The organism is Paenibacillus sp. FSL L8-0494, assembly GCF_038003695.1.
GTDB classification, from domain to species: Bacteria; Bacillota; Bacilli; order Paenibacillales; family Paenibacillaceae; genus Paenibacillus_AQ; species Paenibacillus_AQ odorifer.
The window spans coordinates 1,017,178-1,039,528 of the sequence record NZ_JBBOPQ010000001.1 but is presented as its reverse complement, the minus strand read 5'-3'; the positions used below and the strand labels follow the sequence as shown (position 1 = coordinate 1,039,528).

At 45.2% G+C, this 22,351-nt stretch carries 16 protein-coding genes; 4 read left to right on the top strand and 12 right to left on the bottom strand.

The window, feature by feature from the left end:
* Positions 1-9 precede the first annotated feature (9 nt).
* The 3 genes from NYE35_RS04640 to NYE35_RS04630 all read left to right on the top strand — a co-directional run bounded on the left by NYE35_RS04640 (position 10) and on the right by NYE35_RS04630 (position 2,904).
* Positions 10-900: an AraC family transcriptional regulator gene (locus NYE35_RS04640; protein ID WP_036680763.1), complete on the top strand. Its 891-nt coding sequence runs from the start codon at positions 10-12 to the stop codon at positions 898-900.
* Between the two features lie 73 nt (positions 901-973).
* Positions 974-1,861, top strand: a complete 888-nt coding sequence (locus NYE35_RS04635) for a helix-turn-helix transcriptional regulator (RefSeq protein WP_036680759.1) — start codon at positions 974-976, stop codon at positions 1,859-1,861.
* A gap of 233 nt (positions 1,862-2,094) precedes the next feature.
* Positions 2,095-2,904: a hypothetical protein gene (locus NYE35_RS04630; protein WP_036680756.1), complete on the top strand. Its 810-nt coding sequence runs from the start codon at positions 2,095-2,097 to the stop codon at positions 2,902-2,904.
* A 98-nt stretch (positions 2,905-3,002) separates the two neighbouring features.
* Here NYE35_RS04630 and NYE35_RS04625 read toward each other — a convergent pair whose 3' ends face one another.
* The 6 genes from NYE35_RS04625 to NYE35_RS04600 all read right to left on the bottom strand — a co-directional run bounded on the left by NYE35_RS04625 (position 3,003) and on the right by NYE35_RS04600 (position 10,971).
* Positions 3,003-5,072, bottom strand: coding sequence for a class I SAM-dependent methyltransferase (locus tag NYE35_RS04625; protein ID WP_036680755.1), 2,070 nt, complete (start codon positions 5,070-5,072; stop codon positions 3,003-3,005).
* A 129-nt stretch (positions 5,073-5,201) separates the two neighbouring features.
* Positions 5,202-6,077: a radical SAM/SPASM domain-containing protein gene (locus tag NYE35_RS04620; RefSeq protein WP_036680750.1), complete on the bottom strand. Its 876-nt coding sequence runs from the start codon at positions 6,075-6,077 to the stop codon at positions 5,202-5,204.
* A 22-nt stretch (positions 6,078-6,099) separates the two neighbouring features.
* Positions 6,100-7,086: a Gfo/Idh/MocA family protein gene (locus NYE35_RS04615; RefSeq protein ID WP_036680747.1), complete on the bottom strand. Its 987-nt coding sequence runs from the start codon at positions 7,084-7,086 to the stop codon at positions 6,100-6,102.
* 251 nt (positions 7,087-7,337) lie between these two features.
* A complete protein-coding gene (locus tag NYE35_RS04610; protein WP_036680744.1) occupies positions 7,338-8,111 on the bottom strand; it encodes an SDR family NAD(P)-dependent oxidoreductase in 774 nt (257 codons plus the stop codon).
* Positions 8,112-8,188: 77 nt separating this feature from the next.
* On the bottom strand, positions 8,189-9,001 hold the full coding sequence (locus NYE35_RS04605; RefSeq protein WP_051491139.1) for an acetoacetate decarboxylase family protein: 813 nt from the start codon (positions 8,999-9,001) through the stop codon (positions 8,189-8,191).
* Positions 9,002-9,030: 29 nt separating this feature from the next.
* Positions 9,031-10,971: an NAD(P)/FAD-dependent oxidoreductase gene (locus NYE35_RS04600; RefSeq protein WP_036680741.1), complete on the bottom strand. Its 1,941-nt coding sequence runs from the start codon at positions 10,969-10,971 to the stop codon at positions 9,031-9,033.
* A gap of 121 nt (positions 10,972-11,092) precedes the next feature.
* Between NYE35_RS04600 and NYE35_RS04595 the strand changes: the two genes are divergently transcribed.
* Positions 11,093-12,367, top strand: coding sequence for a PucR family transcriptional regulator (locus tag NYE35_RS04595; protein ID WP_038568822.1), 1,275 nt, complete (start codon positions 11,093-11,095; stop codon positions 12,365-12,367).
* Between the two features lie 87 nt (positions 12,368-12,454).
* Here NYE35_RS04595 and thrC read toward each other — a convergent pair whose 3' ends face one another.
* From thrC to NYE35_RS04565, 6 genes are all read right to left on the bottom strand, one after another.
* Positions 12,455-13,846 carry a threonine synthase gene (gene thrC, locus NYE35_RS04590; protein ID WP_036680736.1) on the bottom strand — a complete coding sequence of 464 codons (1,392 nt, stop codon included), beginning with the start codon at positions 13,844-13,846 and terminating at the stop codon, positions 12,455-12,457.
* A gap of 248 nt (positions 13,847-14,094) precedes the next feature.
* On the bottom strand, positions 14,095-14,598 hold the full coding sequence (locus NYE35_RS04585; protein WP_036680734.1) for a CYTH domain-containing protein: 504 nt from the start codon (positions 14,596-14,598) through the stop codon (positions 14,095-14,097).
* Positions 14,599-15,784: 1,186 nt separating this feature from the next.
* Positions 15,785-16,744: an alpha/beta fold hydrolase gene (locus tag NYE35_RS04580; protein WP_370511246.1), complete on the bottom strand. Its 960-nt coding sequence runs from the start codon at positions 16,742-16,744 to the stop codon at positions 15,785-15,787.
* A 221-nt stretch (positions 16,745-16,965) separates the two neighbouring features.
* On the bottom strand, positions 16,966-17,124 hold the full coding sequence (locus NYE35_RS04575) for a hypothetical protein (RefSeq protein WP_178944348.1): 159 nt from the start codon (positions 17,122-17,124) through the stop codon (positions 16,966-16,968).
* Positions 17,125-17,316: 192 nt separating this feature from the next.
* Entirely contained in the window at positions 17,317-19,470 is a 2,154-nt protein-coding gene (locus NYE35_RS04570; RefSeq protein ID WP_076274015.1) for an alpha-galactosidase, read from the bottom strand.
* A gap of 25 nt (positions 19,471-19,495) precedes the next feature.
* Entirely contained in the window at positions 19,496-22,048 is a 2,553-nt protein-coding gene (locus NYE35_RS04565; RefSeq protein ID WP_076274014.1) for a beta-mannosidase, read from the bottom strand.
* Positions 22,049-22,351 lie beyond the last annotated feature (303 nt).

Below are 22,351 nucleotides of genomic sequence, written 5' to 3'. Positions count from 1 at the left end.
GGCGTTTATATGGACCGTACAACTCAGAGTTTGCTAAAAGAAAACAGAGTTCATGGAGATAGTATGTTTCCACTCGCAGCTTATTGGATCGAGCTTCCATCCGGAACGCATGTACTTGATACACATTGGCATGAAGAAGCGGAGTTCTTTATGCTACTAGAAGGAGAAATTCTGTTCCAAGTAGACACAGAATATTTTCCACTCCGAGCTGGAGAAGCGGTATTTATCGAATCTGGCGATATACACGCCGCCTATGTGCTGAACGAAGACACCCCCTGCAAATTCTGTGCGCTTGTATTTCTGCCTGATCTTTTGGCTAGCGCCCAGTACGATACGATCCAGCAAAACGCGATTTTGCCACTGCAAGAGAAACGCCAAAGCTTTCCGAGACATATTACACCCGCTATCCCTTGGCAGCAGGAGCTGCTTCATCATCTGAAGCAAATGATGGAGGCATACGCTAATAAAATGCCCGGATTTGAGACCTTTATGAAAGGAACTTTGCTAATCATGCTTTCCAAGATTACCGCAGAGGGCCGATTTGAGAACCGCAGCCAATCGGATGATGCAGATACTACCAAGATTAACCGCCTTAAAAAGGTGATCCTTTATATCCAAGATAACTATCAGGAACCGATCCGTACCCGTGATCTATCAGAGCTTATTCCCATGAGCGAGGGGCAATTCTGCCGCTTCTTCAAAATGATGACTCGTAAAACGCCAGTCGATTACATCAACTCTTACCGGATTCGCCAGGCTGCCGATCTGCTGCAGCAAAGTGAAAGAAAAATATCCGACATCGCATTCGAGGTCGGATTTGATAATGTAAGCTATTTTATAAAGGTTTTCCGCAAAGCGATGAAATGCTCGCCTTCGGAGTTTAGGAAAGGTGCGGGCTAGTTTCATCTACTTCATGCAAAAACGATGGATTCCAACCTGATTTTTAGGAATTACAACCTTTTGGAGGCTCGCGATGAACTCACCGATTCTTAGCTTTATCACACCGCCTATTCCTTATTTCATAGACTGTGGCCGTGCTCACTACAATGCTGGAGACTATCATATCAGTCGTAATTGCATCGGCGTATTTGATCTAATCATTGTTAAAAAGGGTACGTTGCCTATCGCCGAGAACGAGGTGCACTGGGAGCTAAAGGAAGGAGAATTCCTCATCCTTCGACCAGATGCCCATCACTATGGCTTTGCCCCCTGTCCTATCGAAACAGAAATCATCTGGATTCATTTTCAGACTTTCGGCAGCTGGATCGAGTGTCAGGATATGAACGAATGTCTGGAAAATCAGAGCGAGCTCATCGAGAGCCATAAACAAAAAGCTTATTTAAATCACTGCGATGTATGCTCGATTTTTATTCCGAAGTATATGAAAATTTCAGAGAAGGCAATGGAGGTATTAGAGTTCTTTTTCCATCTGGAACAAGAACCCCAATCGATGCGCAACTGGAAGCGCCAAGCCTCCTTTCAACAGTTTCTGCAATTCTTGGACCGCGATCTCGCCGAGGCATCAGATGCAACCGCCATTCATCTCGCCGAGAAGATTGAATTGTTCATTCGGCAAAATTATACTCGTGATATAACTAACTCCTTACTTCAAAAAGAACTTAACTATCATCCCAACTATCTCGCCAAAAACATGCTGAAAATATATGGTGTGACCCCTATGGCCTATCTCCTGTCCTATCGTCTAGAACAATCCAAACGGCTGTTAATTCAGACTTCCTGGTCCATCGCCCGCATTGCTGAAGAGGTTGGCTTCCATCATATTACTTACTACTCTTCCTGCTTCTCCAAAAAAGAAGGCATCTCTCCCTCTCATTTCCGACAAAAATTCACTGGAAAATAGACATGAAAAAGCCTGGAATCGAAAACAGCTTCCTCTTCCGGGCTTTGTTCAGATAGGCTAATCAAATCTTTAGACACGCTGCAAACGAATAACATTCCAGGATAATTAGGACAAAGAAGCCGTTAAGTATCCATCAACCAGCGCTGCGGCTAACAGCTCACCTTATTAAGTATTACTGCTGATTTGCCGATATATTATAGATAGATCTTATCGTCGTAGGAGGATAAAGAACCATGCACATAACGAATATGACCTCATCTATGGGAACGAGGTTTAATGTATCTGTTAGTCACCAAACTAACGATAAAACCATGAAATCAAACAGCAATACTAATGGTAATGGAGACAAATTATCAATAAGTAAATCTGCAAAGGCCGCTTTTCAAAATCAATCCAAAATGGACGGAATGGTTAACTCCCTGCTTAAACAAAAACAAAGTATCATCGACAGTAAGAACAGTCTGATTGAAAGAACTACCAAAAGTTCGCATAATCTCGAATCTATTCAAGATCAACTTAAGGAGTTCGACAAGCAGCTCCAAACGATTGACCAACAAATTGCAAAATACAGCTTCGAAGAGCAACAAAAGAACTTAGAAAATGCTCAAAAAGAAAATCAATCGGATGAACCTAAAACCGAGCAAGAGATACAAAACGAAAGATTAAATACGCTTGTTTCTGTAAGCCAAGATGTTAGCCAAATGGAGGTAGTTTCTTCTACCCACACTAAGATGCGTGGCGAGGCTAAAGTTCTGACCAAGGAAATAGAGCTGGATGAGGCTCGTTCTACTCATTCTGCAACAGCCAAACGGGAGCAGTTATCCAAAATCGAAACTAAACTATCGGAAATGAACGAAACGTTAGGCGATGCCATGAAAGACACGGGAGATAAAATTAAAGATCAGATCGATAAAGCAGGTTCAACAGAAATTAAACCTTCTGAAGAGAATACCAATGAGCGGACAGAACAATTAGCTACCTATCAAGAAATTCAACGTTTAGCCGAAGAATCTGATAAGTCGCAGCTAGAAATACTAATCTAACAAGGGCAAGATTCTCTATATAAAAAAGCAATCGGATCTCCTTCGCATCAGAGGGTCTGCCGATTGCTTTTTTAGATGCAGCTAATGTTATTCTTCGGCTATTCCTTCCGAATCACAATAAAGCAGGTGCTGTCCGGCAGCGCCACTTCCTGTCCGCTCTCATCCATGAACCTTACTCTATCACGCAAAGCTTCGGTATAACCTTCTTGCAGGTAATGCCGGAAGATCTCAAGCTTCGCCTGCTTTCCTAAAATCTGTTCAATAAATGAGGCAAACTCCGTAGGGGTGAAATAACCAAATTGTTCTTGGACTTCATGAATATAAGCCTCTTCCCCCCAGGTATACGTATATAAAAATTCCATGGCATCATTAACGGGCATGAGCACTTCTTGTTCCCCTAATCTTTGAAACTGAATCTGACGTCCAGCAAAATCCTTCGCATAACGCTCCAGCCACACCAGACCGTCCTCTTCAAGAAAGCGAACTCTCCGCAGCAATGATGCGGGTTCGGTCATGATCCCATCGCGGATAATGATAACCCCGCCAGCTGACAATACATCAAAGGCACTTCGCAGAGCTGCGGAGACAGTGTCATGATTGAACTTATTACCATTTAGCGGCACATAAGAATATAGCTCATGCAAAATCGAAGAGAAAATTACCGTGTCCACCGTTCCAGCCTCCACGAAATCTTTAAGGTTCAACGCATCTCCCTGCAGCACCTCCCACTGGCGACCTTCCCGCTGCTTGCGTTGCCGCAAGGCTTCTACTACATTGCTTGAGATATCAATGCCGATAGGGGTAACCTCGGGCATACGCTCTTCCAGCAAATCCAGCAGCACACCGCCGCCCGGGCCGATATCCAGCACTTTTTGACCAGTGACATGTTCCAGAATTACGGCTTTATAATCTGCTGTATTATTCATTTGGCTTAAGTAGGTATCTTCATTATGAAAACGGTCGAAAGCGTCCCTGCGCAGCTCGAATAGGTCGAACAACAGCAATACAGCACGTTCATACAAGGGTGATTTTTCAGCCTCCATACAGAATTCGATCAGCTTCTCAGCCGCTGCCGAGAATTGGAATTGAAAAAACACCGTGTCTGGCAGATGTTCCTTAGAATATTGCCGTAAGATTAGGTGAGGGTTCTCAGCAGGTAAAGTCCCTTGCTCGATATCCTTCCATGTAAGCTCCGCTAAATATTTTTCGATAATCCGCTTCTTATAGACATTGGTCTTCTTAACACCCTTGTAATCATAGTAAATGCTGTTCATGACATGCTCGAAGCTGATATGGCTTAAGGATTCATTCTGCGCCTTCTGGGCAGCAAGCACCATCACCTTCAGAAATTGCTCCAGCGAAAAGGTCTGTAGTGCAGATTCCACATACCAGAAGGTAATCTTACTTAATGACTCCAACCGTTCAGCATGGAAACCTTCCTGCGTCAGCTTAGCCCATTCCGTAGTGAAATCCTCTCCTCTAGAGATCGGACCCATCCGCATTCTGCGCAGTCGTTCCTTCATCGGCATAGGACTAGCAAGATTGCCTGAAGAAATCAGCTCAATAAGCTGCTTCACTTCATGCTGCACATTCTGCCATAACTCGGGAGACACAGCTCCGATGATGCAATGATTGAGCACGGTCAGCAGGCGTTCCAGTTCCTCCGTGGTCAGCAACTGATCTTCCACTATATCATGGAGTGGCTTATTGACTTCCGGCGGCACTTCTCCGCGAATTTGCTGTCCTATGAGTCCATGAGTCTCAATTAGCCGCTGAATCATCGTACCTTTCTCGGAGACAGCCCTCCCTAAATATCTCTCATATAACTGTGCGGAACCTAAATTATGTACAAAACAATTGATCCCTTCCTCCTGCCAAACCAGCCGCTCCTTTGCTGTACCTCCCTTAGCCGTTTCTGACCAAATTAACGTTTCTTCCACCAGCTCTTTTATCCAAATAGAACGGGGGAGTTGGTCCAGAATCTGCAAGCTACGTTCCACATAATCCAGTACGGGATTCCTGCGATCCAGCTCCTCCAGAGATTCCACGCGTTCCAAATTTACTATCTGCTCCTCCGCTTGGACAATAAGCTTCAGCCAAAGGTGATCCTCCAAATGATCTTGCACACCTTCACGGTATAAGGCGATGGCTTCCAGTGATTTCAGCATATGCTCCTCCTTCGCTCCAAAGTGGAGACTATAAAGACCTATTATTATATATATACAATCCCGTTAATTAAAAAACAGAACCAGGATTCATGAAATAGCCATGTCCCGGTTCTGTTTGCATTCCAATCATTAGGTTCCGAACCGCTGCCGATACCCACATTTGCGGCATAGCTCCTCCACAGCTTCTCTACGTGAGAAGCCATAGAATAAATTGTTCGCCCGCTCCCCCTCCACAATCTCTGAGAACGGAGTCTCATGGATGTTGCCTAGGTTAATTACTCCTTCACCATCCAGACAGCATGGCACAACAGTGCCATCCACAAGAATCGCCGCTTGGCTCCGCAGGGCATGACAGAACCCTTTTCCGTCATCTTCCGGCTCATTTAGCGCTGGCCAACGGAACTCATGATCCTGATTAAGGTAGACGCGCGGGGCAATCTTGACACCACTGCCAGGCACAACCTTTTCTTCGATCTTGAAATCCAAGTTGAAGGCTTCCTCCAGCAGGGCAAGGGTTTCACGGTTACGGTTTCTTTCCAGATTCGTCAGATTATCCTCCGTCAAATTCCACAAGCGGAAAGAAATAATGACCCCTTGCGCAGAGGCTTCCCGTACAAAAGAAATTATCTCTGAAAGATAACCTTCACGGTTCTCTGACCCTTCATGCCCATCAAAGCTGTGCAGAGAAAAGTTCATCTGACGCAGTGCGGGCTTACCAAGAATTTTAGGTCCGGCTTTATGAATTAACGTGCCATTAGTTGTAATATTAACCTTGAACCCTTTGGCATGAGCAGCATCCAGCAGTTCACCTATCTTGGGATGCAGCAACGGCTCCCCTTTGACGTGAAGATAAATATGATTGCTGTGTGGTTTAATTTCATCCAATATCGTATTAAACGTATCCAACTTCATGAAATTTTTCGTCCGGGCGGTTTGTGGACAAAAGCTGCAGGCGAGGTTGCAGACGCTTGTTATCTCAATATAAACCTTTTTAAAAGTCTTCAAGTCCTGCTCCCCATTCTATTTATTATAAATCTGAGGCATAGCGGAGACCGATCTGTGCTCTGGCTTCCTCCATAATCTCTGCTGCGGCCATGGAGTTCTCATGAGTATTAATTCTGCTCTCCCGTTCACCATTCTTAATCAAGTTGATGAATTCCTCAACCTCATAATACATAGGTTCAAACACTTGAGGCAACGTAAGCTCCTCAACTGTACCATCACGATAGTAAATCTTCACCTGATAAGGCTCATTGATCTTGTCGATCACCATCGTACCGTTCTCTCCATGAATCTCAGCTGGCAGATAGGAATCGGAAATTTTGGAGTGCATAACTACCGCATCCATATCGTCATATTTCATAATGAGGCTTCCTTCACCATCCACACCTGAGGAGAGCATGACACCCACTGCCTGTACTGATTGTGGCTTGCCAAAGAGCACTACCATTGGATACAAACAGTACACACCAAGATCCATTAACGAGCCATTGGAAAAAGCGGGATTAAACGCATTTAGCACAGTCCCCTGCCGATAAGCATCATATCTGGAGGAGTACTTACAGTAACTTGCAAAATAACGGCGAACTTGGCCGAGTTTATACAAATTATCCCGAATCACTCCAAAGTTCGGCATAAAGGTCGATTTCATCGCCTCTACCAGCAGCACATCATTTGTGCGCGCAGCTTCAATCATAGCTTTAAGCTCTATACTGTTGGATGCAGCCGGTTTCTCGCAGAGCACATGCTTGCCGTGATTTAAGCACATAATCGCTTGCTCTGCATGCATAGAATTTGGGCTGGCAATATATATAGCATCTACATCTTTGCTTTTCACCATATCTTCCAGATTCGTATAAATTGTAGCTCCCGCATATTTAGCAGCAAAGGCCTGACCTTTCTCCATTGTGCGAGAGTACACGGCTGTCAGGATAAACTCCTCATTCTCCAAGCCGGCTTGCACGAAGCGGTCTGTAATAAAGTTTGTTCCAATGACCCCGAAACGAATTGTCATGATGTTATCCCGTCCTTTTTAGTTATTACTAACTCTACATGCTATTTTCTCACTCATAGGTAGTCATGTCTACTTTTTAAGGCAAATTAACGACAATTTCTGATAAATTCAGCAATTCCCTTGTTACTGGCGGAGCATCTTTCATCGTACAATGCAAAAAAAGGCGTATCCCAGCCACCCTTTCATGGCTTTTGAGATACCCTTTTTTTGGAGTTACAACTATTGCCTGAACTTACGGACCCAGATGAACTCTATATAATCGTCCAGCCGCCATCTACAAACAAAGTCTGACCTGTAGTGTAGCTGGAAGCATCTGAAGCAAAGTAGAGTACAGCACCGTTTAATTCTCCCGGATTACCAGGGCGCCCCATCGGACACACTGCGTTGTACATTTTTAGCGCTTTTTCTGCAAATAACGTATTCTCAGTCATTTCAGTTTTGAACAAGCTTGGTCCAATCGCATTAACAGTAATCCCATGCTTAGCATAAGTTGCCGCCACCCCTCTTGTCAGATGGATCACTCCACCTTTAGCAGCATTGTAAGAATGCGTAGGAACCGAAGCAGAAGCTGTAAGGCCTAACATTGAGGCTGTATTGACGATTTTACCGTAATTCCGTTCCTTCATATGCCGGATCACATGTTTCGACATCAGGAAAACGCCCTTTAAATCAGTATCCAGTACCCGATCCCAAGCTTCTTCTTCCAGCGCTTCAATCGGAACCGCATCCACCACACCAGCATTGTTCAGCAGAATATCAATTTTTCCAAAGGCTTCCATAACCTTTTGAACAGCCACAATAATCTGGTCCTCTTTTCTTACATCACACTCAATAGGAATTATTCTGCGTTCAGGGTATTTAGCCCGGATATCCTCGGCAACTGCTACAAGCTTGTCATATCTTCTAGCCAAAATAGCAATGTCTGCTCCTTGCTCAGCAAGCATCTCTGCGAATTGTACCCCGATCCCACTGGATGCTCCTGCGATAATAGCTGTCTTACCCGTCAAATCAAAAAGGTTAGTCATTCTAATTCCTCCTAATGTTTGGTTAGCCAATCCTTCTTCGGTTTCATTTCGCACAAACTCACTTCAAACACATAGGCTTATACTGAGGAAGCAGGTTGCAAATTGTTTTCCCACCAGTCCCAGCGGAGATAGCAGTATGGAAGATACTCCATTGGATTCAGAGGCTCCAGAATTTTACCTTTTTCAAGCACATTTGTACTGACGGTGTAAACCGCGCCCAGCATATTCACAACTTCAAGCTCACTCCAAGGATCATGCGGGGAGTCTTGGAAGGTGATAGAGGCTTCTGCCGCTTTATAGACTTTAACCTCACTTACTAAACGCTGTGTGACCAAGGTTGGCATCAGATCGAAGCCGTTTCCGTCAATTGCATTGGCATATTTGATGTTATACAAAGGGATATCTTTGCCGTAATATTCCTCCAGAATCTTCTCGGCTCCATTGTCATTGAAGTGTCCATCCATAGTGGCTTTTACGTTGAAAAAGTCAATGCCATGCCGGCCAATTGCCCCATCAATGCCAGCTTCTGAGGTGTTCATACGCACATCGGCCATTTTCTTAGGCAGCCCACATACTTCCCGGCCCATAGCCATCCCGATATCGCTTGTAATAGGCATCGACAGGCAATAGTTGCCTAATTGTCCGTTATAGTCTGCTAGAACGAACAATCCAGCTTCACGATAAGGTGGACAAAAGTTCGTAGCTGGGTAATTGGCGATAAAAGCATTTACCAGCGGCCGGCTTGTTGGCTTCAGTGGCTTCGGCAACAAACGCTCGATAATCTCTGGTTTGGTCTCCCAATACACCGTCAGCATCTCAGCATCATAAAAGGTGGTTGGCTTGCCTCCGTATTTCTGCATATCTGCGAAACTTTTCACAAAACTCACCATGAATGAACCCTCCTTAGATTAGTAACCCTTTAGTTCAGCACAAATGCCGTTTCGAATCCAGATTGAATGGCCTGTCCGATTCGTCCTGGCTTGCCTGCATCGCCGATTACCTTCACATTGGGCAGTACCTGCTTCAGCTCATCAACGAATGAGCGATCGGGTGTAACACCAATGGATAATACAACAGCATCCGTCTTTTTCAGCGAAGTTTCCCCAGTGGACGTATTCTCAAGCACAATCGCGCCGTCCTGCACTTCTACCAGCTTGGTTGATGCTAAGAGCTCCACGCCGTTCTTTTTCAGCCTAGTCACAATGTCGATCAGATTTGGCAGATAGGCGTCTGGGCCAACCCGCGGCTGCATTTCCACCACCGTGACCTGATTTCCCATATCGGCTAAATATTCAGCCGTTTCCAGCCCTGTCATGCCGGAGCCGATGACCACAGCCTGCTTGTTCTTAATCACAACTGACCCACTAAGTACGTCAACAACCGTGCAGACCGCTGCCTTTTTCACTCCCGGAATAACAGGCACTATAGGCTGTGCCCCAGCGGCAACAAATACCGCATAAGGGTTCAGTTGCTTCAGTTGTTCCAGCGTAGGTTTCGTAGAGAGATGGACATCAACATCCAGGTCCTCTAACTGATGCTGCATATTATCAATAAACCAGTTCAGCTTCTCCTTCAATGGTGGCCGGCTTCCCAGCTCCACACTGCCGCCTAGCACATCTCTGGCTTCGAACAATACAGGTTTAAAATCTCTGAGCGCCAAAATCCGTGCTGCTTCCATACCTGCTGGACCCCCGCCGATCACAGCTACTACTTTGCCATCGCCATCTTTTGCTGGTTCTGCAAATTCAAGCTCCCGGCCCACTCTGGCATTGACAGCACACTTGATTACCTTGCACTCCATCACTTCCTGAATACAGTACAGGCAAGAGATACAGGTTCTGATCTCTGCTTCTTTGCCTGCTGCCGCTTTGTTACCCCACTCCGGATCGGCCAGTTGGGCTCTTCCAAGGGCTACAAAGTCCGTGTTTCCTTCCTGTAGCAGACTCTCAGCAAATTCAGGCTTACGGATCACATCACAAGCAATCACTGGAATTTGCACCGCTTGCTTAATGGCTGCGGAGAGATGTTTTTTCCAGCCTTGCGGGTAGGATATCGGCTCAATGATCGTATTGGATGATTCATAAGTGCCGGAGCTTACATTTATGCAATCCACTCCGATGCTTTCCAGATGTTTCGCAGTCTGGATAGCCTCATCCAGTGTAATCCCACCTGAGACAAATTCATCGCCGTCGATTCGCACCGATACTGGGAATCCTGCGCCACAGATCTTTTTGATGCCAAGCACAATTTCGTTCAGGAATGACATTCTACCTTCCAGTGAACCGCCATATTTATCAGTTCTCAGATTGGTAAGCGGGCTCAGAAACTGTCCTACGAGATAGCCGTGGGCACCATGGATCTCCACGCCATCAATACCTGCTGTTTTAGCTATATAAGCTCCGAACACAAATTTACGAACTAACTCTTCTACCTCTTCAGTAGACAGCTCCCGGGGCATTTCCCCAATCGCTGAGGACATCACTGCGCTAGGAGCAACAATTTGTTTGCCTCCAATAAGCCGTCCGTGATTTTGCCGGCCCGGATGCTGGAGCTGAAGGAATATTTTGCTGTCATGACGGTGCACAGCTCTTGCCAGTTTCTCCAGACGCGGCACAAACAGCAAGTCACTTGCATTCAGCTGGTTCGGTGTACCTACTCCGGTCTCATTATCCACACGCGTAATTTCCGTAATGATTAGACCACAGCCACCCGCGGCACGTTCCTCATAAAAAGCAATCATTTCGTCCGATGCTTCACCACTGGCCGCGGCCAGTGACGTTCCCATAGCCGGCAATACAATTCTATTCTTAAGTTCAAGGCGTCCAATTTTACCTGCTGCAAACAGTTTTTCATATTTCATCTGCTTAGCACCTCCACCTTTAGTTTAAGGCGTCCAATACTTTGTGAATATATTTACAAGCACCAAAAATCACTTCTTTATAGTGCATATTGCACTATTATTGAACTAGGGGGCGATATGAATGGATGTTTCCTTAAATGAGCAAATATCAGGTAAAATCGAAATGGAGCATTATACCGCATCTTTGTTTACTGCATACATTTCAGGTGCAGGCCTTTCAGCTATCGTACAGACAGCTGCCGAGCTACTGCAGAATCCCGTCATTGTATTTGATTGCAGCTTCAAAATTGTAGCTCACTCTGACCTTTCCGATATCGACGATTACATATGGAGTGATAATATCCGCAAAGGTTATTGCTCTTACGACTTCATTGCGGCTGTGAGTAAAATGAACAGTGTCCAGCGTGGGAAACAAAGCGATGAATCTTATGAAGTAACCTGCGAGGAAACGTCAAACTCTAAACTGATCTCCAAAATAAAAGTAGCCGGCAAACAAATCGGTAATGTATTGCTTCTTGGATGCAAAAATCCTTTTCGCGCCAGAGATAACGAGCTGCTGTCCATCACCGCTACCATACTTGCCGAAGAGATGGGCAAAAACAGCTACTATCGCAACGCCAAAAATATAAAAGTTGAAGATTTTATCTGCGCACTGCTAGAGGAACAGCTTCAGGACAACCGGATCATTCAGGACAGAATGCGGAGTGCAGGATTAAAGTTCGGAAATCAGCTGCTTGTGCTGCTGTTCGATCTTACCTGGTATGAGGGTTCAGGCCGTTATGATGATTATTTAAGAGAACGTTTGCAACAGCTTTTTCCGGGCAGTCCTTCCACCTATTATGATGGGCAGATTGTAATGATCCATGACGGAAATCTCTCCAAAGAGCTTGTAAATAAGCAACTGCAGGAATTTCTAACTCAAACCGGCATCTCGCTTGGCATCAGCAATATATTCACTAATCTTACGCAGTGTAGGAGACACTATCTTCACTCCCGAAACGCTATTCGGATCGGTTCCATTCTCAGCCCGCAGCAGCAGCTGACTTACTACTCAGATATCCAGCTCTATGAGATGCTCTCTGCTGATGTTGTGTTTAACGAGGATAATAACTACTACCATCCAGAGCTGCTCAAGCTTCAAGAATACGATGCTGTGCACCAGTCCAATCTGTATCATACCTTTTACGTTTATCTCAAAAATAACCGGAACATGCAGATTACATCAGACGAGCTGTACATTCACCGGAATACACTCAGATATAAGCTCGATCTTATTAGCAGACTGCTGGACACCGACTTTACCGATTCTGAAAAAATGCTGGCGTACTATGTCTCTTACAAGGTCGCTGCTTTTTGTGAAAAAGCTAGGGAGCAGACCCGTACGCCGCAACGTTAATGTTAGAAGCTACTATAAACGCACAAACAGCCCCCGTTCTTATCCCAAGAACGGGGGCTGTGCTGTGAAGTAGAACTGTATATGATATTACAATCCGTAAAAAGCTTGCAGCTGACGCACGATTTCATCCTTGTCATGATCCACTACGGTTTGATGTTGTGGCATCTCGAACAATGCTTTAATCTGTGCCGGGAATTCCTGCTTAATATCGATCAAAGTAATTGCCTCATCGAACTTAGCTGGATGTGCAGTCGCAAAGGTAACGCCAATCTCATCCGGGCCATTAAAGGCTTCGTAAGCCGCGATTCCACATGCTGTATGTGGATCAAGCAGGTAGCCATATTCTTTTTGATACTTAGCGATCGTATTCAAGCATTGATCATTCTTCACACCCAGCGCTGCAAAATCCTTCTGCACCTGCTGAAGCGCCTCGCCTTCAACCGTAATCTTGCCTTCGGTTTGTAGCTTGGACATATACGCGGATAACTTCTCAGAATCCTCGCCTACCAGATAATACAGATACCGTTCGAAATTACTTGCCACTTGGATATCCATCGAAGGGCTGTAAGTGCTTGTGAAATTACCTGGTTTGTATTCGCCAGTATTCACGAAACGCTCCAAAATATTATTTTCATTCGTAGCAATGATTAGCTTGTTAATAGGAAGCCCCATTTGCTTAGCCAAATAGCCCGAGAAAATATTACCGAAGTTACCGGAAGGCACGCTGATATTAATCTTTTTCTCGTTGCTGCCATCAACATGCAGATATGCATAGAAATAATAAACAGTCTGCGCCAGAATCCGTACAAAGTTAATGGAATTGATTGCACGCAGATGATACCGACCTTTAAAGTCCAGATCTGCGAACAGATCCTTAATCACCTTCTGGCAATCATCAAAGTTACCATGAACAGACAGATTCAGTACATTGCTGTCGTCCACCGTAGTCATCTGCAGCTCCTGCACTTTACTTACCTTGCCGTGTGGATGGAGAATACAGATCTTGATGCCTTCTTTGCCGCGTACACCTTGAATAGCCGCCGCTCCAGTGTCCCCAGAGGTTGCACCGAGGATGTGGATGATTTTGTTTTGTTTTTTGGAAATATATGAATACAGCTCACCCATAAACTGCAGCGCTACATCCTTGAAAGCAAAAGTAGGCCCATGGAACAATTCAAGTACATATAAAGAATCATTTACTTGGTGTATAGGCGTTACTTCAGGTGTGCGGAAATTGGCATAACTGGTGTTGACCATTTCCTGCAGATCCTCGTAAGGAATCTCATCATTGGTGTAATAGGCAACAATCTTCAGGAACAACTCCTGATAGCTAAGACTTCTCCACTCTTCCAACGTTGCTGCTGAAACCACTGGAATCTCGGATGGAACCATCAACCCACCGTCGTCCGCAAGTCCCATCAACACCGTATCAATAAAACCTTTAGGTTCCACATTACCTCTTGTGCTTATAAACTTCATGCTCATCCTCCTGAACCCCTCGTTAATATATGACAAGAATATATGATAAGAAGAAACAACGTTGTCGTCCTATAGAGATGACAACTGTTTCTCGCAGAAATATAAGGCTATTATAGTTGCACCACTTATAAGTTCTTATAATTAACTATAAGTTTCACCCTAAACGTTATCCTTAAGCTAGTTAGGGATGATAAAGCTATTTCTGCTTGTTTTCCCTATATACTACCACGTTTACGCGCTAAAGTCCGTTAATTCTTTGTCTTATTTTGCAGCTCTCTCCAGACTGTTTTGTTGCTGTATTGCCGTTCTGTACTAACATCCTTACCGAACCATTCCGGCTCTTTAAAGCTTTCCGCTTCCTCCAGAGATTCAAATTCAACCTCGAGTACGGACAATTTCAGCTGGGAATATACGTCGATCTCAACCGTTGTGCCATTCCACACCGCTGTAATTCGCTCTTTGACCAAAGCTACCGCATTTACCGCTTCGATCATCTGATTATATAAACCCTCTGAGATAAAATATTCGATCTCTTCGCGTTTGATCCCTTTGCCATCCTTAAACGTATGCGTGTAGGTTACCTCACCTGAGTCCAGATCCGTAATTTTACGCACACGAAGCTCTTGACCACCATCTATCGCCAGATATGTCTGATCGATATTATGACGGGTAACAATCTTCAATTCTCCCTTTTGAATCAGCTGCTCCGGAAATTCCGGCAGCAGAAACTTGCGTTCGATCTCCAAAGCCATGATGTTTCGCTCCTCTTCGTGTCATATATTTTATATTAATAATCATCATAGGGGTGTGACAAACCCAAGTCAATGTGGATTATAGAGAAATAGGACATGCTCTAGCTTAAAAAGGCTACCGTGGTGCTCATTGTGGGATTTATGGAGGTTGTGGAAGCTGGGGCTCACCATAGATTACTGGAAACTACGGATAATTAGCGAGTCAGCCGGCGATCATTGGGAAGCATCATTTGATTAGTTGGTCAGTGTGCCACTGGTCGTACTCACCTATTCGATTAGTTGGTCAGCGCGCACTGGTTGTACTCACCCATTCGATTAGTTGGTCACGCGCCACTGGTCGTACTCACCCATTCGATTAGTTGATCACGCGCTACTGGTCATACTCACCTATTTACTTACGGACCGTATAGCCACTATTTGCGAAAAAAACGCTTTTTGGGGAAGCTATCGGACTCAGGTGCAGCTATTTACTCCAAAACACCCCATGCGGTTGCGATAATTAGTCAATAGCGTCGCTGGAGTCCGAAAGTAACCTCAATTGCCTCTTTTTCAGCAAATAAGGACTCCTCAGTCCGATCCGAAGCAGGGTACCTAGGAACCTAGCAGCAACCAAGGGAACTCTCCATTAAATGTAATCGGCGCCTTCTCGTTCTTAACCCAGACCAAACCATAATGATTGGAGCATCGTTAACTGTTGGTGCCTCCTCATACTCCCTCATACTTTCTCATACTTGCTCATACTTGCTCATACTTTTTCATACTTTCTCATACTCTCTCATACCACCCCTACCCCCTATTTACTTACGGACCGCACAGACGCTATTTGCGAAAAAAACGCACATTTGAGATGGTATCGGACTCAGGTGCAGCTATTTACTCCAAAACACCCCATGCGGTTGCGATAATTAGCCAATAGCATCGCTGGGGTCCGAAAGTAGCCTCAATTACCTCTTTTCTAGCAAATAAGGACTCCTGAGTCCGATTCGAAGCAGGGTACCTAGGAACCTAGCAGCAACCAAGGAAATTCTCCATTATATGCAGTCAGCACCTTCTCATTCTTATCCCAGACCAAACCCTATTGATGGAGCATCGTTAACTGGTGGCACTCCCCCATATCTTACGGACTAATAAAAAACCGAACGAAAATCAGAGGAAATCCTGAAATCCGCTCGGCTCGACGGCAAACTTATTTTATTTCTTTCATAAATGCCTGAAAGTCTTCTACGATTTCTTTTGCTTTAGTGCGATATAAATAATGTCCCTCTTCAAACTTCACTATTTTTCCATGTACAGAGTCCTTGATTTGCTTTTCATGCTCTGGTATCCATCTATCCGTTGCTGGTTGATTCGCTTGTATAAAGAAAATAAGAGGAAGATTTTTAGGAAATGTTAAACTTTCAGCTGATTTAAAATTAGAATACATCATTCCAGCTTCATTTAATTGGGTGGGATTAAATATGTTTTTGCGATTGATCAATCTCATTTGTTCTTTTGTTTTATCATCAAATGGTAGTTCAGCAATTGGGTCAGCACTGAATTTCATTTGCAATCTGATTAGACCTGATTTTTTGAGCAGATTTATAGTTTTTAATTCCGAAGCTTCGATTTTCCTCTCGCTTATCGATGGAACACTACTATCAAGCCCGACAAATGCACTCACTTCATTTTCATACTCGTTAACATAATCTAGTCCATAAATGCCTGAAATGGAGTGGCCCATTAGAATATAACGGTCAATATTAAGAGCCTGTAAAGCCTCATGAATTTCACTTACAATATTCTCTGTGCTGCGCTCCTTTTTGGTCAGATCACTTAATCCATACCCAAAAGGCTCAATCATGACGACTTTGTAAAACGGTGACAGCTCATCTATTAATGATTTAAAATCAAGAGCTGGCGCTGTTGTGCCATAACCCGGAAGTAGAACGACTGTTTCTTCACCTTTTCCTTGAATATAAACATTCATATTTTTCCCATCAACAGGTACTAACTGACCATAGGGCTCTATTTTACTCTGTTCCGATTTGTTGCTGATCAGATTAACTGTATAAACAATGGCGAGAAAAAGCAGGATTGCGATAATTATTGCTCCTATTACTTTAAGTAGTATGTTTAGTATTTTACTTGTTCTCGTGCCCGCCTTCATTTTCATTACTTCTTTTATTTTCAATCGTATCTTCTCCTGTCATCACCTGTGTATTGGACTGCCATAACTAACTGCTAATCTAAGATTAACCAATAAAGATGTACTCTCTATGACCTTAATATGAACGGAATATGAACAGGTAAAAAAGCTACAGCGTCTTACGCAAGGTAGTTGCACAGGATGTCATAACATAAGGAATATATGTGTATAGGCGGAGACGGTCAAGGCTGCCTTGCCATCCGCAGCTTCAGCTGGTTCAAATTCGTCATTGCCAACAAAAAAAGCAAACCACGAGCTAGGCTCATGGCTTGCTGGTGGCTTGCTCGTGTTTGCTCATGGCTTGCTCGCAGCTTACTCATGGCTTGCTCGTGTTTGCTCATGGCTTGCTCGTAGCTTGCTCATGTCTTACTCGTAGCTTGCTCATGTCTTACTCGTAGCTTGCTCATGGCTTGCTGGTGGCTTGCTCGTAGCTTGCTCATGGCTTGCTCGTAGTTTGCTCATGGCTTGCTCGTAGCTTACTCATGGCTTGCTCGTGTTTGCTCGGGGTTTGCTTTCTGTTTATCTAATGAATTCTAATCCTGCACCTTCAATTTATAACATCCGCTAACAAAATCCTGCTGGATATCCGGCAGAGCCAGTCCAGCCTGCATTAGCCGATCACCACCGTAAACCTCACCACTCACCTCCAGAATATAATCCAGCTCCGGATTCAAACCATTCAGCTTCAGGCTACGGCGGGGCGGGTGTGGCACAGCCATTACCCGGAAGTAATAAACTAATGCCTCACGCTGATCATCGGACACGAACATCCAGGCTGTCTCATTGCCCTCAAACGGGCTTTGCAGACGGTACAGATTCCCCTGCTGCACAAGACTGCGGATTTGCTTATAGTTCGCAACCTGTTCCTTCACAAGTTCCTTCTCTTCGTCTGTAAACTTCGTAAGATCCAGCTCATAACCGAAATTACCGGACATAGCTACATCTCCACGGAAGGACAGCGGGGTGATCCGTCCTACCTGATGATTCGGCACGGCAGACACATGCGCGCCTATCGAACTAACCGGATACACCAGACTTGTTCCATACTGAATCTTCAGTCGTTCCACAGCATCGGTATCATCACTGGTCCAGGTCTGCGGCATGTAATGCAGCATGCCTGGGTCGAAGCGGCCACCACCACTACAGCAGCTCTCGAACAGGATATGTGGAAATTCTGAAGTTATTTGCTCCAATAGCTCATACAGACCAAGCACATAACGATGTGCGGTTTCCCCTTGGCGTTCAGAAGGTAACTCTGCAGAGCCAATCTCCGTTAAACAACGGTTCATATCCCATTTCACATAACTAATGGGCACGGTCGAGAAAATCCGGGACAGTGACTCATAAATGTACTGGCGCACATCCTCCCGAGTATAGTCCAGCACCAATTGCCAGCGAGCTTCGCTGCGGCGGCGTCCCGGCACATGCAGACACCAGTCGGGATGCTTACGATAGAGCTCGCTGTCCGGCGAGATCATCTCCGGCTCGAACCAAAGGCCGAACTGCAAGCCTAGATTGTTCACGCGCTGCGCCACATCAGACAGTCCGCCCGGAAGCTTGCGCAGATCCTCCACCCAGTCTCCGAGAGAGGAGTTGTCAGCGTCTCTTTTGCCAAACCAGCCATCGTCCAGCACGAATAGCTCTATCCCGAGCTTGGCTCCTTCCGCCGCAATCGACTCCAATTTATCCGCATCGAAGTTGAAATAGGTAGCTTCCCAATTGTTGACCAGAATGGGCCGTTCCTTATCTCTATATAATCCTCTGCATAAACGGGTCCGGTACAAACGATGATAGGTTCTCGACATTTCCCCGATCCCCTCAGAAGAATACACCATCACTACCTCAGGGGTCTGGAATTGTTCGCCCGGCTCCAGCAGCCAGGAGAAATCAAAAGAGTTCAGTCCCATCGTAAACCGGGTCATCCCGAAGGAATCGACCTCTGCCTCAGCTTCAAAGCCTCCACTATATACAAGACTGAAGCCGTAGGCCTCTCCATGATTTTCATCCGTTTCAGGTTTCACCAGCGCAGCAAATGGATTTAACTGGTGGCTGCTCATCCCTCTGCGGCTCCCAATGGTCGTACCACCTTGCACCAGACGTCTACGAGTCAGATTACTTTCCCTTGACCAAGCTCCTGCCAAATAGATCATATCCATATCGCCAGACGAGAAATCGACACTAGCACTCAGTGCACGCTGCAATTTCAGCTGCGTTTTCCCCGCATTGGTGAACTCCACAGAGCGGGTGATTACGTTAGTATGTTCAAAAACTGTATAGCGCAAAATAACATTCAGCTTGGTGTAATCATCTTTAAGTGTAAGCTCCAACGTCTGTGCTTCTTGCTCAGACTCAACATATACGGATGGTAGACCCGGCAGTGAAGGTTTACCCTCAACTACCCGATACCCGCTGTATTTCAGCTCTGTAATACGAGTGCCGTCTTCGAGCCGAACTTGATAAGCAGGTGTTCTGAAATCTCCCGTCCCGTATTGTGGGTATTCCTGCGGGAGCCGGTCGAGACCCGTATTTCCTCCCAGATTCAACAGCCCTTCCAAATTGCTGTCACTACGCAGCTTCTTGCCCCAATACGCATGTGCCGGATAATCATTTACAAGCTGAAGAATGTAACTCATCCCTGCACTCTGTAAATGGAATAATCCCTTATCTTCCTGAACTAAAATCCCCATGTGCCAGTCCTTCTCTCCTTAGGATTTACAGCAAATCTTCGCTCACAAAATCAACCATCGATTGAACCTTTAGCCCTTTAGGTGCGGCAGGAATCCAGTCTTTTCCATCGTTCCCGCGTTGTGAGAACTCTATCGTCTTGGTCTGACCTGGGAGAAGGTCAAAATAATTGTCAGAGAATATTCCTTCGTCTTCTGAAGTCAGGTATACGCCTCTAGCTAATACATCACTGGTCACGGTGAAGCTTAATCCGCCACTCTCTGGAGTTTCCAGCACGGTAATTACTGAGCGCTGTAACGCAATTTCTTTTTCCGGAATAAAATAATGCAGCTTGTGATCTATCACCCGGCCATCCGCCTGCAAGCAAATTCCAAGCAATACATCACCCACCCCTTGACCTTCTAGCAGGTCTGCCACAGGAGAAGAGAATACGATAGCAGCAGAATCAGCTCCCAGCTCAAAGGGATGTGTCCACTCTCGCAGCACCGAACCGTTAAACTGATACAAAGTAAGCACCAACTCAGCGCTCACTGCTGTTCTTAAATCAGATACGACATGAACGTCTACCTTCTCACGGTCTGTACCGTCGATAGACAACAAAACATCTTGGAAGCTTGAACGCACGGTATATTGCAGAGCTTTCCAGCGCCCGTTATAATCCATCCCCGCCCAAGAAGCCACCGGCCAGCAATCATTCATCTGCCAGTATAAAGTGCCCATACAATAAGGTTTATTTCTTCTGTGGCTTTCAATCGCGATTCGGATCGCTTCGGCCTGCAGGATTTGACTCATATATAAAAAGGCTTTGAAGTCCTTCGGCTGCGGCAGATACATATCCATATATTCTTTAATCAGCAGATTACCGCGACCATTCTTCTGATGTGCCAGCATCACCTCTGAGGTAAGCTCCATATCCTGCTCTTCTGCATAGCTCATTACGGTTTTCAGTTCCGGGAACGACTGGAAGCCGTATTCACTCATAAAGCGGCCAACCTTTGTATTATAGTTCTCAAATGGCTCGATCCCGTGCCACACACCCCAGTAATGCACATCCCCTTCGCCCACAATCCGCGTCGCATGCTGATTTATATCGCCAGTCAGCTCCCGCAGCGGCGAAGACGGCCAATAGTCCACACCTGGATGGAATGCGGCTACAGCCTCCGGCAGAATACGGTGGAAGATTTTAATATAATCGGCCCACATTGTCGCTCTTTGCTCAGCGCCGAGTTTTTCTTTCCAGCCCCAGCCCATATTTTCCTCGAACTGTGACCAGGCCGAATCAATCTCGTTATTGCCACACCATAAGGCGATGCAGGGATGATTGCGCAATCTTTTGACGTTGTATTCGGCTTCTTTTTTCACATTCTCAAGGAACGCCTGGTCCCCGGGATACATACTGCAAGCGAACATAAAGTCCTGCCAGACCAGCAGTCCGTATTCATCACAGAGCTGATAAAAAATATCTTCTTCATATATACCGCCGCCCCAAACGCGCAGCATGTTCATGTTCGATTCTACTGCTGTGGCAATTTCATGCCGATACCGTTCCTCGGTTACTTCTGTGGTGAAGCTGTCATTTGGAATATGATTGGCACCTTTGGCGAAGACGGAAACTCCATTCAGCGCAAAAGAAAACGAAGCTCCTTTGGCATCACGCTCCCGAATCAATTCAATACTGCGGAGTCCGTTTTTTACACTTTTGCTAACCTCTACTTCCGTTCCCTGCAGCAATTCCGCTTGGAAAGTATATAAATGAGGCTCTCCAAGGCCCCTGCACCACCAGAGCTTTGGCTCAGGTATAACAATATTCATCTCTAATTGCTGCTTGCCTTCCTCTAAAGTAACCGCTTGCATCCACTCCAAACCATCGGCACTTATTCGCAGCATTCCCCGCCAAGCAGCAGGAGCATCCACTTCTACCATTGCGGTCAGGCGAGCTTCTTCCTTAGCAATCACATTTTGACGGATATAGAGGTCAGTAATTTGAACGGTGTCACGTCCCACCAGAGATGCTGCACGCCAGATTCCACTGGTCAAAAAACGCGGGCCCCAATCCCAGCCGTAATGATAAGGTGCTTTGCGCGCAAAAATACTAATCCGTTGTTCATCTAATCCCCCAAGCTCGGATTGATCATTCGAGGCAGGCAGCGCATAACCCAGCTTCGCTAATTTCGGTAAATCTTCCTTAACCACAGAGCGGAACTTCACCCGTATATTATTTTCTCCAGTCTTCAGCTGCTCTTTGACATCCACTTTCCATGCCAGAAACATATTATCAGCAGCGAGCACATGTACATTATTCACGTACACATCTGCATAAGTATCCAGTCCCTCAAAAACTAACTCCGTACAAGCAAGCTCCTGCCACTCTTCCCCCAACTGCAGCGAGGTTTGATATTCCCAGTCCTTCTTATCGATCCACTGTAGATCATGTTCATTTGTTCCATAAAAGGGGTCTGAAATTTTTCCGTTCTTTAGTAAATCCGTATGAACTGTACCTGGCACAGTCGCCGGAAGCCATTCCTCATCACCACAGCCTCTAAAATCCCACTTCGCAAGATTCATATGCAAATGTTTCATAATACCTCCTAAAAGTTTTGTAAGCATAGACTTCTCTGAATGACTTCGCGCAAAACTCGCTTCGGAAGCATATGCCTAAGTTTGGTAAGCATAGACTTCTCAAAAATAGCATAAGACTCAAATTAATTCATTGAACCCTTTTGATATTCTTTGTATTTTGTTATCTTATTGTTAGGTACATGCTAATTATAAACGCAGAAACAAAACAAATAAAGACAATAAATAATAATACAATACATTTATTAACGGCTTCGATAAAGCTATAATGTTCATGTAAACGCTAACAATAAAAACGAAAAGGGG

Coding starts and splice junctions, on each gene's coding strand:
- NYE35_RS04595 (WP_038568822.1), top strand. CDS start 11,093: ATGGATGTTTCCTTAAATGAGCAAATATCAGGTAAAATCGAAATGGAG.
- NYE35_RS04605 (WP_051491139.1), bottom strand. CDS start 9,001: ATGGTGAGTTTTGTGAAAAGTTTCGCAGATATGCAGAAATACGGAGGC.
- NYE35_RS04610 (WP_036680744.1), bottom strand. CDS start 8,111: ATGACTAACCTTTTTGATTTGACGGGTAAGACAGCTATTATCGCAGGA.
- NYE35_RS04640 (WP_036680763.1), top strand. CDS start 10: ATGGACCGTACAACTCAGAGTTTGCTAAAAGAAAACAGAGTTCATGGA.
- NYE35_RS04570 (WP_076274015.1), bottom strand. CDS start 19,470: ATGGGGATTTTAGTTCAGGAAGATAAGGGATTATTCCATTTACAGAGT.
- NYE35_RS04625 (WP_036680755.1), bottom strand. CDS start 5,072: ATGCTGAAATCACTGGAAGCCATCGCCTTATACCGTGAAGGTGTGCAA.
- NYE35_RS04585 (WP_036680734.1), bottom strand. CDS start 14,598: ATGGCTTTGGAGATCGAACGCAAGTTTCTGCTGCCGGAATTTCCGGAG.
- NYE35_RS04580 (WP_370511246.1), bottom strand. CDS start 16,744: ATGAAGGCGGGCACGAGAACAAGTAAAATACTAAACATACTACTTAAA.
- NYE35_RS04635 (WP_036680759.1), top strand. CDS start 974: ATGAACTCACCGATTCTTAGCTTTATCACACCGCCTATTCCTTATTTC.
- NYE35_RS04565 (WP_076274014.1), bottom strand. CDS start 22,048: ATGAAACATTTGCATATGAATCTTGCGAAGTGGGATTTTAGAGGCTGT.
- thrC (WP_036680736.1), bottom strand. CDS start 13,846: ATGAAGTTTATAAGCACAAGAGGTAATGTGGAACCTAAAGGTTTTATT.
- NYE35_RS04615 (WP_036680747.1), bottom strand. CDS start 7,086: ATGACAATTCGTTTCGGGGTCATTGGAACAAACTTTATTACAGACCGC.
- NYE35_RS04630 (WP_036680756.1), top strand. CDS start 2,095: ATGCACATAACGAATATGACCTCATCTATGGGAACGAGGTTTAATGTA.
- NYE35_RS04600 (WP_036680741.1), bottom strand. CDS start 10,971: ATGAAATATGAAAAACTGTTTGCAGCAGGTAAAATTGGACGCCTTGAA.
- NYE35_RS04575 (WP_178944348.1), bottom strand. CDS start 17,124: ATGAGCAAACACGAGCAAGCCATGAGTAAGCTGCGAGCAAGCCATGAG.